Source organism: Nocardia sp. NPDC056000 (assembly GCF_042269265.1).
Classification (GTDB): Bacteria; Actinomycetota; Actinomycetes; order Mycobacteriales; family Mycobacteriaceae; genus Nocardia.
The window spans coordinates 286469-301105 of the sequence record NZ_JBHJXS010000006.1 but is presented as its reverse complement, the minus strand read 5'-3'; the positions used below and the strand labels follow the sequence as shown (position 1 = coordinate 301105).

The 14637-nt window shown below is 67.0% G+C and carries 12 protein-coding genes; all 12 read left to right on the top strand.

Going from position 1 to position 14637, the window contains the following annotated elements:
- Positions 1–10: 10 nt before the first annotated feature.
- The 12 genes from ftsW (at position 11) to ileS (ending at position 14478) form a co-directional block, all read left to right on the top strand.
- The gene (gene ftsW, locus ACFC4D_RS19945) at positions 11–1552 is read left to right on the top strand and encodes a putative lipid II flippase FtsW (protein ID WP_375968085.1); all 1542 of its coding nucleotides are present in this window, start codon (positions 11–13) and stop codon (positions 1550–1552) included.
- A complete protein-coding gene (murG, locus tag ACFC4D_RS19940) occupies positions 1549–2730 on the top strand; it encodes an undecaprenyldiphospho-muramoylpentapeptide beta-N-acetylglucosaminyltransferase (protein WP_376065231.1) in 1182 nt (393 codons plus the stop codon). The genes ftsW and murG overlap by 4 nt, the downstream gene beginning before the upstream one ends.
- A gap of 79 nt (positions 2731–2809) precedes the next feature.
- The gene (gene murC / locus ACFC4D_RS19935; RefSeq protein ID WP_376065556.1) at positions 2810–4249 is read left to right on the top strand and encodes a UDP-N-acetylmuramate--L-alanine ligase; all 1440 of its coding nucleotides are present in this window, start codon (positions 2810–2812) and stop codon (positions 4247–4249) included.
- Positions 4250–4255: 6 nt separating this feature from the next.
- Positions 4256–5104 carry a cell division protein FtsQ/DivIB gene (locus ACFC4D_RS19930; RefSeq protein WP_376065229.1) on the top strand — a complete coding sequence of 283 codons (849 nt, stop codon included), beginning with the start codon at positions 4256–4258 and terminating at the stop codon, positions 5102–5104.
- 317 nt (positions 5105–5421) lie between these two features.
- The gene (ftsZ, locus tag ACFC4D_RS19925) at positions 5422–6693 is read left to right on the top strand and encodes a cell division protein FtsZ (RefSeq protein WP_375968082.1); all 1272 of its coding nucleotides are present in this window, start codon (positions 5422–5424) and stop codon (positions 6691–6693) included.
- Between the two features lie 189 nt (positions 6694–6882).
- Complete coding sequence (gene pgeF / locus ACFC4D_RS19920) at positions 6883–7623, top strand: peptidoglycan editing factor PgeF (protein ID WP_364643669.1); 741 nt, start codon at positions 6883–6885, stop codon at positions 7621–7623.
- Positions 7620–8402, top strand: a complete 783-nt coding sequence (locus ACFC4D_RS19915) for a YggS family pyridoxal phosphate-dependent enzyme (RefSeq protein WP_376065226.1) — start codon at positions 7620–7622, stop codon at positions 8400–8402. The genes pgeF and ACFC4D_RS19915 overlap by 4 nt, the downstream gene beginning before the upstream one ends.
- 104 nt (positions 8403–8506) lie before the next feature.
- Positions 8507–9301: a cell division protein SepF gene (locus tag ACFC4D_RS19910; RefSeq protein WP_364643663.1), complete on the top strand. Its 795-nt coding sequence runs from the start codon at positions 8507–8509 to the stop codon at positions 9299–9301.
- A 242-nt stretch (positions 9302–9543) separates the two neighbouring features.
- Positions 9544–9846, top strand: a complete 303-nt coding sequence (locus ACFC4D_RS19905) for a YggT family protein (protein ID WP_364643659.1) — start codon at positions 9544–9546, stop codon at positions 9844–9846.
- Positions 9847–9917: 71 nt separating this feature from the next.
- Positions 9918–10742, top strand: a complete 825-nt coding sequence (locus ACFC4D_RS19900) for a DivIVA domain-containing protein (protein ID WP_375968079.1) — start codon at positions 9918–9920, stop codon at positions 10740–10742.
- Between the two features lie 91 nt (positions 10743–10833).
- The gene (locus tag ACFC4D_RS19895) at positions 10834–11037 is read left to right on the top strand and encodes a hypothetical protein (protein WP_375968244.1); all 204 of its coding nucleotides are present in this window, start codon (positions 10834–10836) and stop codon (positions 11035–11037) included.
- Between the two features lie 285 nt (positions 11038–11322).
- The gene (gene ileS / locus ACFC4D_RS19890) at positions 11323–14478 is read left to right on the top strand and encodes an isoleucine--tRNA ligase (RefSeq protein ID WP_376065225.1); all 3156 of its coding nucleotides are present in this window, start codon (positions 11323–11325) and stop codon (positions 14476–14478) included.
- Positions 14479–14637 lie beyond the last annotated feature (159 nt).

Here is a 14637-nt window from a genome sequence, read left to right as displayed (position 1 = left end):
CGGAGACAGGATGCCGTCCCGAACGGCGCAGACCCCGGCGCGTGCGGCCACCGATTCCGGTCGCACGGCCAAGGATTCGGCGGCGACCGCGCGGTTCCGCAACACCTGGTTCGCGGCCTGGCTGGCACGGCCGCTGGCCTCGTTCCATCTCGTGGTCGCCATCGCGGTGCTGCTCACCGTGCTCGGCCTGGTGATGGTGCTGTCCGCGTCCAGCGTGGAATCGTATGCCGTTGGCAAATCGGCGTATTCGCTGTTCATCCAGCAGGCCATGATGGCGCTGTTCGGCGCGGTGCTGTTCTATATCGCGCTGCGGATTCCCATGCGCGTGATGCGGCAGCTGTCGTTCCCGGTGTTCGCGCTCTCGGTGGTGCTGCTGGTGCTGGTGCTGATTCCGGGCATCGGCCTGGAGGTGCAGGGTTCGCGGCGCTGGTTCGACCTCGGCTTCGTCTCGGTGCAGCCGTCCGAGATCGCCAAGGTGACCCTGGTGGTGTGGGGCGCGCATCTGCTGGCCTCGCGGCAGACCGAAAGGGCCGGGTACAAGGACATTCTGATGCCGCTGGTGCCCGCCGGGCTGCTGGTGTGCTTCCTGGTCGTGCTCGAACCGAACCTGTCCACCACCATCGCGCTGGGCATCGTGCTGTCCGCGCTGCTGTGGTTCGGCGGGCTGCCGCTGCGCATGTTCGTCACCATCGCGGTATCGGGTGCGGTCGCGGCGGGCATTCTGGCGCTGTCGGCCGGATATCGCTCGGACCGCATGCGCGCGTTCTTCAGCCCCGGCGATGATCCGCAGGGCATCGGCTATCAGGCCCGCCAGGCGCTGTATTCGCTTGCGGACGGCGGAATCTGGGGTCGCGGGCTCGGACAGTCCCGGGCCAAGTGGAGCTATCTGCCCAACGCGCACAACGACTTCATCTTCGCGATCATCGGCGAGGAGCTCGGCTTCCTCGGATGTGCTTTGGTGCTGGGGCTTTTCGCGCTGTTCGTGTACACCGGCCTGCGCATCGCCACCCGATCGGTGGATCCGTTCATCCGGCTGCTGACCGCCGCGGCGACCACCTGGATCACCGGGCAGGCGCTCATCAACGTCGGCTACGTGGTCGGACTGCTGCCGGTGACCGGACTCCAGCTGCCGCTGGTGTCGGCGGGCGGTTCCTCGCTCGCCATCACCCTGCTCATGTTCGGCATCATCGCCAATGCCGCCCGGCACGAACCCGAGGCGGTGGCGGCGCTGCACGCCGGACAGGACGGCCGCTTCAGCCGCCTGCTGCGCCTGCCGGTGCCCGAAATGTATTCGCCCGCACGGGCACAGGCCGCCCGCGCGCGCAGCACCGCCAAAGCCAAGCCCAAGCCGAAATCCGGTGTGAAACCCGCACCGCAGCGCCGCGCGCTACCGCCGTCGGGCCGGGGCCGCTCCGAACCGCCGCGCCGCCGGTCCGTAGATTCCGATACCGCCCGGCGCACCAGCCGCTCCACCGAATCGTGGCGCAGCACCCGGGCCTGGGAACCCAGCTATCCGACGAAACACGATAGGGACAGGGGACATTCGAGGTGACAGTGGAGCGGCCGCTCTCGGTGATCGTGGCGGGCGGTGGCACCGCGGGACATATCGAACCCGCCCTGGCGGTCGCCGACGCGCTGCGCCGTCACGACCCGGCCATCCGGATCACCGCACTGGGCACCCAGCGCGGCCTGGAAACCAAGCTGGTGCCCGAACGCGGATACACCCTCGAGCTGATTCCCCCGGTGCCCCTACCCCGCAAGCCCACCGCGGACCTGCTCCGCCTGCCGGGCCGAGTGCTGGCCTCGATGCGCCGCACCCGCGACATCATCGACGCGGTCGACGCCGACGTCATCGTGGGCTTCGGCGGCTATGTCGCCCTGCCCGCCTATCTGGCTGCCGGACGCGGACTTTCGCCGTTGGCGTACCTGCCGGGGCGCGGTCGCGCATCGGGCAGTCGAGCACGCGGGCGGCGTCAGGTACCCGTGATCGTGCACGAGGCCAACGCCATGGCCGGTATCTCCAATAAGATCGGCGCGCGCGTGGCCGCCAGAGTGCTGGCCGCGGCGGCGAATTCGGGCGTGCACGCGCGCGGTCGGGGCGATGCCGAGGTTGTCGGTATCCCGGTGCGGTCGGCGATCACCACACTGAACCGTCCCGCGCTGCGGGCGCGGGCGCGCGAGCACTTCGGCCTGCCCGCCGAGGGGCCGGTGCTGCTGGTGTTCGGCGGGTCGCAGGGGGCGCGCAGTCTCAATGAGGCCGTATCGGCCGCCGCGCCGCAGTTGACCGCGGCCGGGATCTCGGTGCTGCACGCGCACGGGCCGAAGAACAGCCTCGTCCTGGACGGGCTGCACGAGCCCGCGAAATACATTGCGGTGCCGTATCTGTCGCAGATGGCGCTGGCCTATGCCGCCGCCGACGCGGTGGTGTGCCGCTCGGGTGCGATGACCGTCGCCGAGGTGTCGGCGGTGGGGCTGCCCGCGTTCTATGTTCCGCTACCGCATGGCAATGGCGAGCAGGAGCTCAACGCGCGGCCCGTTGTCGCCGTCGGCGGTGGCAGAATCGTGGCGGACGCGGAGCTGACTCCGAAATACGTGATCGACGAGGTGATACCGCTGCTCAGGGATATGGATCGGCTGACAGCCATGGGTCGCGCGGCGGCGGACGCCGGACATCGCGACGCCGCGGACGAGGTAGCGCGAATTGTGCTGGAGGTGGCAGGTCGTGACTGAAGCAGCCGATACCCAACAGGCCGTGAATACGCCCGTCGAGCAGCAGACAGACCTACCGGAGCTGCTGCGCCGGGTGCATATGATCGGCATCGGCGGGGCCGGAATGTCGGGTATCGCCCGAATTCTGCTGTCCCGCGGCGGCATGGTGTCCGGCTCGGACGCCAAGGAGAGCCGCGGCGTGCTGGCACTGCGGGCCCGCGGCGCACAGGTGCGCATCGACCATGACGCGAGCGCCCTGGACCTGCTGCCCGGCGGCCCGACCGCCGTGGTGACCACCTTCGCCGCCATCCCCAAGACCAATCCCGAACTGGTGGAGGCACATCGGCGCGGCCTGCCGGTCCTGCTGCGTCCCGCCGTACTGGCCGAGCTCATGCAGGGCCATAAGACACTGCTGGTCTCGGGCACACACGGTAAGACCTCCACCACCTCCATGCTGGTGGTGGCGCTGCAGCACTGCGGTGCGGATCCGTCCTTCGCGGTCGGCGGCGAGCTGAACGAATCGGGCACCAACGCCCATCACGGCACCGGCGGCATCTTCGTGGCCGAGGCCGATGAGAGCGATGCCTCACTGCTGCAGTACGCGCCGGATGTGGCCGTGGTGACCAATATCGAATCCGATCACCTGGACTTCTTCGGCACCGATGAGGCGTACACCAAGGTCTTCGACGATTTCGTCGATCGCCTGCAACCGGGCGGCCGCCTGGTGGTGTGCCTGGACGATCCCGGCTCGCTCGGCCTGGCCGAACGCTCGGTGGCCCGGCTCGCCGACGATCCGCGCGGTATCGAGGTAATCGGTTACGGTTCCGGCGATTTCGCGGGTGTGCCGATCGGCGCGCACCTGCTGTCCTGGGAACCCCGCGATGTCGGCGGTGTCGCGATCTTCCAGCTGTCGGAGGAGCCCGCGCCGCGCACCCTGCGACTCTCGGTGCCCGGCCGCCATATGGCCCTGAACGCGCTCGGCGCACTGCTGGCCGCCCGCGCCGCCGGAGCCGATATGGGCGAAATCATCCAGGGCCTGGAGGGTTTCGGCGGTGTGCACCGCCGCTTCCAGCTCACCGGCCGGGAGAACGGCGTGCGCGTCTTCGACGATTACGCACACCATCCGACCGAGGTGCGCGCGGTGCTCAGCGCCGCCGCCGAACTGGTGGCCCAGGAGGCCCGCGATGGCGCGCGCTCGCGCCCGGGCCGGGTGATCGTGGTCTTCCAGCCGCATTTGTACAGTCGCACCGCCACTTTCGCGACCGAGTTCGGCACCGCCCTCTCGCTCGCCGACGAGGTCGTGGTGCTGGACGTGTACGGCGCGCGTGAGGAACCGCTGCCCGGGGTGAACGGTGCGCTGGTGGCCAATTCGGTCACCAAACCCGTGCACTATCAGCCGGATATGTCCCGGGTGGGCCGTCAGGTGGCCGCGCTCGCGCGTCCCGGCGATGTGGTGATCACCATGGGCGCGGGCGATGTCACCATGCTGGGCAGCCAGATTCTGGACGGTCTGCGCGCGCGACCCTCGCACGGGCGGTGAGCGGAGATGAGCCCGGGTGGGGGAGCGAAGGACTCGGCTGACGGCTCCGGCCGCAAGCGGGGTGCGGTGGACGCGGCGCACGACGCGGACGACCGGGCGGACGAGCCTGCCGCCGAAGAAGATTCGGCGGTGCGCGCGGCCCGGCGCGCCCGGCTGCGCCGCGGCCGGTCCCGGGAGGATTCGACGCTGCTGAACTCGTGGCGCTCACCGCGGGTGCGAATCGGCGCGGCGATCGGCCTGGTGCTGATCCTGGCGCTCGGGATCGCGGCCTGGTTCACGCCGGTGCTGTCGGTGCGCACCGTGCGCGTCGACGGACTGTCCGTGGTGCCGGAAGAGCAAGTGCTGGACGCACTCCAGGTGCCGGACGGGTTGTCCATGATCCGTCTCGATACCACCGCCATGGCCGAACGGGTGGCGCAGTTACCCAAGGTCCGCAGTGTGCGGGTGCAGCGCGAATTCCCGTCCACCGTGCAGGTGACCGTGGTCGAGCGCACCCCCGTGCTCTACTACGACGCCCCGGACGGCCCGCATCTGCTCGATTGCGACAGCGTGGAATTCGCGATCGAACAGCCCCCGGGCACCGCGCCCAAACTCGTCACCGACCATCCCGGCGGCAATGATCCGGCCACCCGCGCGGCCGTCGCGGTGATGGCGCTGGTGCCGCCGAGCCTGGGCGTGGGAGAGGTTGTGGCCAGATCGGTTTCGGATATTGCTCTCGAGTTGCGAGATGGGCGTACCGTGCTGTGGGGTGGGACCGGTGATTCACAGAAGAAGGCGGCGGTGGTGGGACCTCTACTCACCCAGCCCGGCAAGGTGTTCGACGTTTCGAGTCCGAATCTCGTCACGGTAAAGTGAGCGATACCCATTGGGCCACCGAAAGTTTCGGTGGCCTGCAGGAACGCTCCAGCGCCGTCCCGGCACCGGAGGGCAACCGTCCACGATACGATGCCAGGTGGACCGGACGAGGTGGATCACACAAGATTCTGATTCTCGTCTCGGCGCGCCTGCGCCCGTAACGCGGTGGCTGCGAATACCGTTCCGCACCAGTCGGATACTTGACATAAGGCTAAACCTATGGTTGAGGGTTCATCGAACCGAGACCATCCGGAACTGGCATACGGCGAGCATCCGTTAGACGACAAGCTTTTTGGATCTAAGGAAGGCGAGAGCCCATGACGCCCCCGCACAACTACCTTGCTGTGATCAAGGTCGTCGGCATCGGCGGCGGCGGCGTGAATGCCGTCAACCGGATGATCGAACAGGGACTCAAGGGAGTCGAGTTCATCGCGGTCAACACCGACGCGCAGGCGCTGCTGATGAGTGATGCGGACGTCAAGCTCGATGTCGGTCGTGAATTGACTCGTGGCCTCGGCGCCGGCGCCGATCCGGAAGTCGGCCGCAAGGCCGCCGAGGACCACAAGGACGAGATCGAAGAGGTGCTCAAGGGCGCCGATATGGTCTTCGTGACCGCGGGCGAGGGCGGTGGCACCGGCACCGGTGGCGCCCCGGTCGTGGCCAGCATCGCGCGCAAGCTCGGCGCGCTCACCATCGGCGTTGTGACGCGGCCCTTCTCGTTCGAGGGCAAGCGCCGCAGCAATCAGGCCGAGGCGGGCATCCAGGCGTTGCGCGAATCCTGCGACACCCTCATCGTCATCCCGAACGACCGCCTGCTGCAGCTCGGCGACGCGGCCGTGAGCCTGATGGACGCGTTCCGCTCCGCGGATGAGGTGCTGCTCAACGGTGTTCAGGGCATTACCGATCTGATCACCACCCCGGGTCTGATCAACGTCGACTTCGCGGACGTCAAGTCCGTCATGTCCGGCGCGGGCAGCGCCCTGATGGGCATCGGCTCGGCCCGCGGTGAGGGCCGCTCGGTGAAAGCCGCCGAGTCCGCCATCAATTCACCACTGCTGGAAGCGTCCATGGACGGCGCGCACGGGGTACTGCTCTCGATCGCGGGCGGTTCGGATCTCGGCCTCTTCGAGATCAACGAGGCAGCCTCGCTGGTGCAGGAAGCAGCCCATATCGAAGCGAACATCATCTTCGGTACCGTCATCGACGATTCCCTCGGCGATGAGGTCCGAGTGACGGTGATCGCGGCGGGTTTTGACGGAAGCGGCCCCGCCCGACGCATCGAGCCCGCCGTAGGCCGCACGGGCGCCACCACCACCTCCAGCTTCAATACCGCCCGCGCCGGTGAGGTGGCCCGCACCCCGGACTACACCACCGCCCGCACTCCCGAACCGGCTCCGGTCCGGCAGGAACCCGCCCCGGCCCCGGTGGCGCAGAACCCGCCGCCGTCCTCGGGTCGCGGCCCGGCCCCCTCCTACGAATCCCCGCGCCCGGCAATGGAACCCACCGTGGCGAACAATTCCCGCAGCCATATCCAGCCCCCGGATGCCGACGACGATGACGTCGACGTCCCCTCCTTCATGCGCCGCTGACCCGAGCGCCGCAAGGCGATAACCGCGCCCGCCCCCATCCGGAGGCGGGCGCGTTCGTTTGCCCGGGTGGGCCCGCTCGGTGCCGAGTACCGGTCTCGCCCGCTCGGATGAGCCGCGGGGCCGCGCGGGTGGTGATGACCACGCCGTCTCCGGATGGGTTGCGGGGAATTGGCCACTACTCTCGGAGGTATGACTTCTGCGGGCACGACGTATCGGACAAGACGAGTTGTCACGGCTCGGGCGGGCGGCTTCTCCCAGGCCCCCTATGACTCGTTCAATCTGGGCGACCACGTCGGGGATGATCCGGAAGCCGTGCGCCGCAATCGGGTTCGGCTCGCCGAGAGCATCGGGCTCCCGCCGGAGCGGCTGGTGTGGATGGAACAGATCCACAGCCGCAATGTGACGGTGGTCGACGGCCCGCGGGCCGAGGCGGTTCCCGCCACCGATGCGCTGGTGACCACTCAGCGCGATCTGGCGCTGGTCACGCTGAGCGCGGACTGTGTGCCGGTGCTGCTCTCCGATGACGAGGCCGGTGTGATCGCGGCCGTGCACGCGGGCCGGATCGGCGCGCGGATCGGGATCGTGCCCAAGGCGATCGAGGCCATGGTCGAGCTCGGCGCGCGGGTGGAGCGGATCGGCGCGTTCCTGGGACCGGCGGCCAGCGGCCGCCAGTACGAGGTGCCCGCCGCCATGCGCGCCGATGTCGAGAAACATCTGCCGGGCAGTGCGACCACCACCGTGCGGGGTACCCCGGGTCTGGATCTGCGCGCGGGCATCCGGCGGCAGCTGGAAACCGCCGGCGTGAGCGCCGTGGCCGTGGACCCGCGCTGCACGATCGAGGACAAAGCGCTCTTCAGTCACCGCCGCGGCGCGCCGACCGGCAGACTCGCCGGTGTGATTTGGATGGCATCGGAGGGAATTGCAGAATGACCGAGAATCCCGCCGCCGCAACCGGTTCCGCAGTGGCGCAGGAGTCGAAGCTCACTTCCGCGCCCGGTCGTGTCGCGCAATTGTCGGCGGCGCTCGAGGGCCTGACCGAGCGCATCGCCGCAGCGTGCCGGGCCGCGGGCCGTGCACCGGACAGTGTGCGACTACTGCCGGTGACCAAGTTCCACCCGGCCTCGGATATCGAGATCCTCTATGGCCTCGGCCTGCGTGAGTTCGGTGAATCACGCGAGCAGGAGGCATCGGACAAAGTGGCGCAACTGCGCCACCTGTCGCAAATACGCTGGGAATTCATCGGCAGATTGCAGCGCAACAAGGCGAAACATGTTGCACGCTGGGCGGATACCGTCTACTCGGTGGACAGTGACCGGTTGGCGAGCGCCCTGGATTCGGGGGTCCACACGGCCCTGGAAGCGGGGGAGCGGACGACCCCCTTGCGCGTCCTGCTGCAAGTGAGTCTCGATGCCGATCCGGCGCGCGGAGGTGTCTCGGACAATGCCATGCTCACCCTCGCGAATCAGGTCGCCCAATCGGCATCGTTGCAGCTCGCGGGCCTGATGGCGATCCCGCCGCTGGACGCCGACCCAGACGCCGCATTCGAGCGACTCGCCCATATGCACGACTCACTTTTGGCGGAACATCCCCAGGCCAGAGAGCTGTCCGCGGGCATGTCAAGTGATTTGGAGGCCGCGATACGCCACGGATCCACCTGCGTGCGTGTCGGTACCGCTTTGATGGGCGCTCGACCGATAACCTCGGCGTAGCAAAGAAACCTCATCAGTCACATATGAAACATATGCTTGGTGGCAGACGAGGACTGAGCAGGACAACACCCCAGGCCAACCGGGGCCGAAGGAAGGTCGACCAGATGAGCACGCTGCACAAGTTCAAGGCGTACTTCGGCATGGTTCCGCTCGAGGACTACGAAGACGACTATGTCGAGGACCGCGGCCCCCGTCCGGCCGTCGACGAACGTGCCCCGCGCCGGTCCCGGGCCTACACCGAGCGTGACTACGACCGGTATGAGCACGAGCGCTACGACGACGAGCCCGGTTACGCCGAGCCGCCGCCGTACAAGGCGCCCTACAAGCCCGCGTACGGCACTTCGCGCCGCGACGAGTACGCGGACGAATACGCGGATGACCGTGAGCGCGAACGTGATCGCTACGACGCGCCGCGTCGCCCCACCCGTATCGACACCGCCCCGTCCAGCCGTACTCGTTCCATGGGTTCCGGCGGCGCCTCGATGGTGCGCGGCACCACGCGCGGCGCGCTCGCGGTGGACCCGGAGGCCGAGCGGCGCATGGAAGAGTTGCGGATGGAGGAGCGCCGGCTGGAACAGCAGCCGCCGCGCCGTTCCGCGATCTTCGAGGACGGAGGCCCCTTGTCCAAGATCACGACGCTACGCCCGCGCACCTATGCCGAAGCCGCCATCATCGGCGAGCGTTTCCGGGACGGCACCCCGGTGATCATGGATCTGGTCGAGATGAGCAACAGCGATGCCCGCCGCCTGGTGGATTTCGCCGCCGGTCTGGCGTTCGCGCTGCGTGGTTCATTCGACAAGGTCGCCACGAAGGTGTTTCTGCTCTCGCCCGCCGATGTGGATGTCTCCGCCGAGGAGCGCCGCAAGCTGGCCGAGAACGGTTACTACAACCAGAAGTAAGCTGTCGCACCGGCTTTGTGATGATCAGCGCCGGTGTGACAGTCGTTAACGGGGGTTGCGAAGCGGTCGCCAGAGCCCGCCCAGTCCATTCACGGCCTATCCGCGGCCGGTCGGTGACGGGTGTGAGCGTGCGGCCGCGCGCGGGGGAAGATCCGGCGGAACTACGCCGAAAACCACACTGTGACCGGCGCGATCGGTGATCCTATTTTGCGCGGCACTGTTTCTGAGGCAGAGTGAACACTGTGGCCTTGTTCCAGGTGTTGAACCTCCTGCTGTTCCTCTTCTGGCTGCTGCTCATCAGCCGAGTCATCGTCGAGTTCATTCGCAGCTTCGCGCGGGACTGGCGGCCCACCGGGTTCGTCGTGATCATCCTCGAGGCGATCTTCACCATCACGGACCCGCCCGTGAAACTCCTGAGGCGTTTGATACCCCCAGTGAATCTTGGGGGAATTAGGCTGGATCTGTCGATAATGGTCCTGCTTTTCATCGTGTTCATCCTCATGACGATCACGGGCCAGCAGGGGCAGCCGTTAGCTCATGTGTGACAGAATGAGCGGAAAGAATGCTTACCCAGATCTACCGCTAGATCTCCAACGAAGCGTGAAGGGATCGTTCCATGCCGCTGACCCCTGCCGATGTGCACAACGTCGCGTTCAGCAAACCACCGATCGGGAAGCGCGGCTACAACGAGGATGAAGTCGACGCCTTCCTCGACCTGGTCGAGCAGGAGCTCTCACGCCTCATCGAAGAAAACGCAGATCTTCGCCAGCGCGTTGCCGAATTGGACGCGGAACTGGCTGATGCCAAGAAGAATCGCGGTCCTGTCCAGGCTGTGAAGCAGCCGCCCGCGCCGGAGCCCGTCAAGGCCGCTCCGATTCCGCCGCCGGCGCCCATGCCCGTCGCCGCGCCGGTCCCGGTCAAGGCCGAGGCCCCCAGCGCGGACGCGAATCTACAGGCCGCCAAGGTGCTTTCGCTGGCCCAGGAGATGGCCGATCGCCTCACCTCCGATGCCAAGACCGAGGCCGAGCAGCTGCTCGCCAATGCCAGAGCGAACTCCGAGCGACTGGTGGGCGATGCCCGCACCCGTTCCGAGGCGATGATCGCCGATGCCCGTCAGAAGGCCGAGGCCATGCTGTCGGACGCGCAGACCCGCAGCGATTCCCAGCTCCGCCAGGCCAAGGAGAAGGCCGACGCCCTGCAGGCCGATGCCGAGCGCAAGCACACCGAGATCATGGCCACCATCACCCAGCAGCGCAGCGTGCTGGAGAGCCGGATCGAGCAGCTCAAGACCTTCGAGCGCGAGTACCGGGTGCGCCTGAAGTCCTACCTGGAATCGCAGCTGGAAGAGCTGGAGAACCGCGGTTCCGCGGTCCCGGTCGACGGCGGCGAGTTCGGCGAGGGCGCTTCGGGCAACGGCGCACTCCTCAAGGGCGGCAAGTAGAGTCGTAATCACGGCCATTGGTGCCGCGCTCCCCGTTCGGTGAAACGGGAGGTGCGGCGCCGCCACCGTTTCCATAAGAGGGGTGGTGACCATGCTCGTGATGACGCTGGCTCTGGCAGCGGTGGGCTTCGGCCTGCTGGTGACAGCCCTGACCACCGGTTCGGTGATCTGGGCCTGGGGCTGCATCATTGTGTGCGTGTTAGGCGCGGTGTTACTGCTGGTCAGTGCGCTGTCGCTACGTGAACCGGAGGAAGATTCGCAGTCGCGCCCAGGCGGGCGGCACGCGAAGCATTAGACGGGCCGGAAATATCCACTGGACCTGCCCGGTTAGAATCGACACAGTATTGCGGCGTTGATCCGGCCATCACCGGGGAGTCTTCGGAAGAACAGCGTGAGCAGCCGTTTCGGGTGTGCGCGCCCAGTAGAACCGAACGGGTGAGCCCGTCACAGCTCATAACGAGAGGTCCGGTCCGCAGCCGGACAAGCGGGGTGGTACCGCGGTATCGGCGCACCGGCGCCGTCATCGTCCCCGTGCCCACCGGGTCCCCGAGACCCACTGGCACGAGGAGCTGACGCCGAGATGTCCGGCGAGACCCCGACCCCCAACGCCTACCCTCGCGTCGAGCTCAGCTCCGTGACCGGGCAGGTATCGTTCCCCGAGCTCGAGCAGCGCGTGCTGGACTACTGGGCCGCCGATGACACCTTCCGCGCCAGCATCGAGAACCGTTCCGATGCAGAGGAATTCGTCTTCTACGACGGTCCGCCCTTCGCCAATGGGTTGCCGCATTACGGTCATCTGCTGACCGGATATGTCAAGGATTTGATCCCACGATTTCAGACGATGCGCGGTAAGAAGGTCGAGCGGCGCTTCGGTTGGGACACTCATGGACTGCCCGCGGAAATCGAAGCGGAGAAGCAGCTCGGTATCACGGACAAATCACAGATCGATGCCATGGGTCTCGCGGAATTCAATGCCGCGTGCAAATCCTCGGTTCTTCGCTACACGAACGAGTGGCGAAACTATGTGACGCGACAGGCACGTTGGGTCGACTTCGACAACGACTACAAAACCCTCGACCTCGACTTCATGGAATCGGTCATGTGGGCGTTCAAGTCGCTCCATGACAAGGGTTTGATCTATCAGGGTTTCCGGGTGCTGCCGTACAGCTGGTACGAGCAGACGCCGCTGTCGAATCAGGAGGCGCGCCTCGATGATTCGTACCGCATGCGCCAGGACCCGGCGGTCACCGTCGATATGGTGCTGTCGGTTCCGGCCGAGCATCCGCTCGCGCAGCTGGACGGCGCGAACGCGCTGATCTGGACCACTACGCCGTGGACCCTGCCGTCCAACCTCGCCATCGCGGTGCATCCCGATGTCACCTACGTGCATGTGCGCGCGCAGGACGGTAAGCGATACCTGCTTGCCGCCGAACGTGTTTCGCACTACACCCGGGAGTTCGGCGAGGAGCCCGAGGTGCTGTCCGAGCACTCCGGCGCGGCGCTGGCCGATCTGCGGTACCAGCCGCCGTTCGACTTCTTCGTGGGTCACCCGAACGCGCATCGCGTGCTCAACGCCGACTACGTGACCACCGACTCCGGTACCGGCATCGTGCATCTCGCGCCCGCCTTCGGTGAGGAGGATATGGATGTCTCCACCGCCAATGGAATCGAGATCGTGCAGCCCCTGGACGCGGGCGGCAAGTTCACCTCGATGGTGCCGCCGTATCAGGGTCTGATGGTGTTCGACGCCAACCCGGTCATCATCAAGGACCTCAAGGCCGCCGGAAAGCTGTTGCGGCACGAGACGATCGAGCACTCGTACCCGCACAGCTGGCGTTCGGGTCAGCCGCTGATCTACATGGCGGTGCCGTCCTGGTTCGTGGCGGTCACCAAGTTCCGTGATCGTGCGCTGGAGTTGAACCAGCAGATCAACTGGACCCCGGAACATCTGCGGGACGGCCAGTTCGGCAAGTGGCTGGAGAACGCGCGCGACTGGAACATCAGCCGTAATCGCTTCTGGGGCGCGCCGATCCCGGTGTGGGTGTCCGACGATCCGCAGTACCCGCGCGTGGATGTCTACGGTTCGCTCGATGCGCTGGAGCAGGACTTCGGCGTGCGTCCGGCCGATCTGCACCGGCCCGGCATCGACGATCTGGTGCGCCCGAATCCGGATGACCCGACCGGCAAGTCGATGATGCGCCGCGTGCCCGAGGTGCTGGACTGCTGGTTCGAATCGGGTTCCATGCCGTACGCGCAGGTGCACTACCCGTTCGAGAACAAGGAGTGGTTCGAGGGCTCCGGCGATCAGGCCGCGCACAGCCCGGGCGATTTCATCGTCGAGTACAACGGCCAGACCAAGGGCTGGTTTTACAACCTGCATGTGCTGTCCACCGCGCTGTTCGATCGCCCGGCGTTCAAATCGGTTGTGGCGCACGGCATCGTACTGGGCGATGACGGCCTCAAGATGTCCAAGTCCAAGGGCAACTACCCGGATGTCTTCGAGGTCTTCGACCGCGACGGCGCCGATGCCATGCGCTGGTTCCTGATGGCCTCGCCCATCCTGCGCGGCGGCAACCTCATCGTCACCGAGCGCGGTATCCGCGAAGGCGTCAGCCATGCGCTGCGCCCGCTGTGGAACGCGTGGACCTTCCTGAACCTGTACGCCTCGACACCCGGTGTGTGGCGCACGGATTCGCAGAACGTGCTGGATCGTTACATCCTGGCCAAGCTGGCCGCGACCCGCGATGTGATGACCGATGCCCTGGAAGGGCTCGATATCGCCACCGCGGCAGAGGAATTGCGGTCCTTCGCCGACGCGCTCACCAATTGGTATGTGCGCCGGTCACGTTCGCGGTTCTGGGAAGAGGATCGCGATGCCATCGACACCCTGCACACCGTGCTGGAGGTCATCACCCGGCTGGCCGCGCCGCTGCTGCCGTTGATCACCGAGGTGATCTGGCGGGGGCTCACCGGCGGTCGCTCGGTGCACCTGACCGATTGGCCGAGCGCGTCCGAGCTGCCCGGCGATCCGGAACTGGTCGCGGCCATGGATGAGGTGCGCGTGGTCTGCTCCACGGTGCTCGGTCAGCGCAAGGCGCAGAATCTGCGTGTGCGCCTGCCGCTTTCGGAGCTCACCGTGGCGGCCGAGGATGCCGAGCGGCTGCGCCCGTTCGCCGATCTCATCGCCGATGAGGTGAACGTCAAGAAGGTCGATCTCACCACCGATGTGGCCTCGCACGGCCGTTTCGAACTGGTGGTGAACGCCCGTGCCGCCGGACCGCGCCTGGGCAAGCAGGTGCAGACGGTGATCAAGGCGGTCAAGGCCGGGGAGTGGAGCGAGGCCGCCGACGGCACCGTCACCGCCGCCGGTATCGCGCTGCTGCCCGAGGAGTACACCCAGCGCCTGGTGGCCGCCGAACCCGAATCCACCGCCGCGCTGCCCGGCAATGCCGGTCTGGTGGTGCTGAATTCGGTCGTCACCGAGGAACTCGAGGCCGAGGGCTGGGCCCGCGACCTCATCCGCGACCTCCAGGAGACCCGCAAATCCCAGGGCCTGGACGTCTCGGACCGGATCACCGTGATCCTCGAGGTTCCCGCCGACCGCAAGGGCTGGGCCGAAACCCACCGCGACCTGATCGCCGGTGAAATCCTCGCCACCACCCTGACTTTCGGGGACGCGGGCGCGGAAGCCGCCGAGATCGTCGGCGGCGTCAAGGTTTCCGTCACCAAGGCCTGACGGCCGGATAGATCGCAAGGGGCGCAGCCATCGCGGCTGCGCCCCTTCGCCATCTCGGGACAGGCCGGAATGTCCCGCGCGGGATGGAGGTTGCGGAGTTGAGGATGGGTTGGGCCGTCGCCCGGCCCCGCGGCGTCAACTCAGGTATGTCACCTCAGG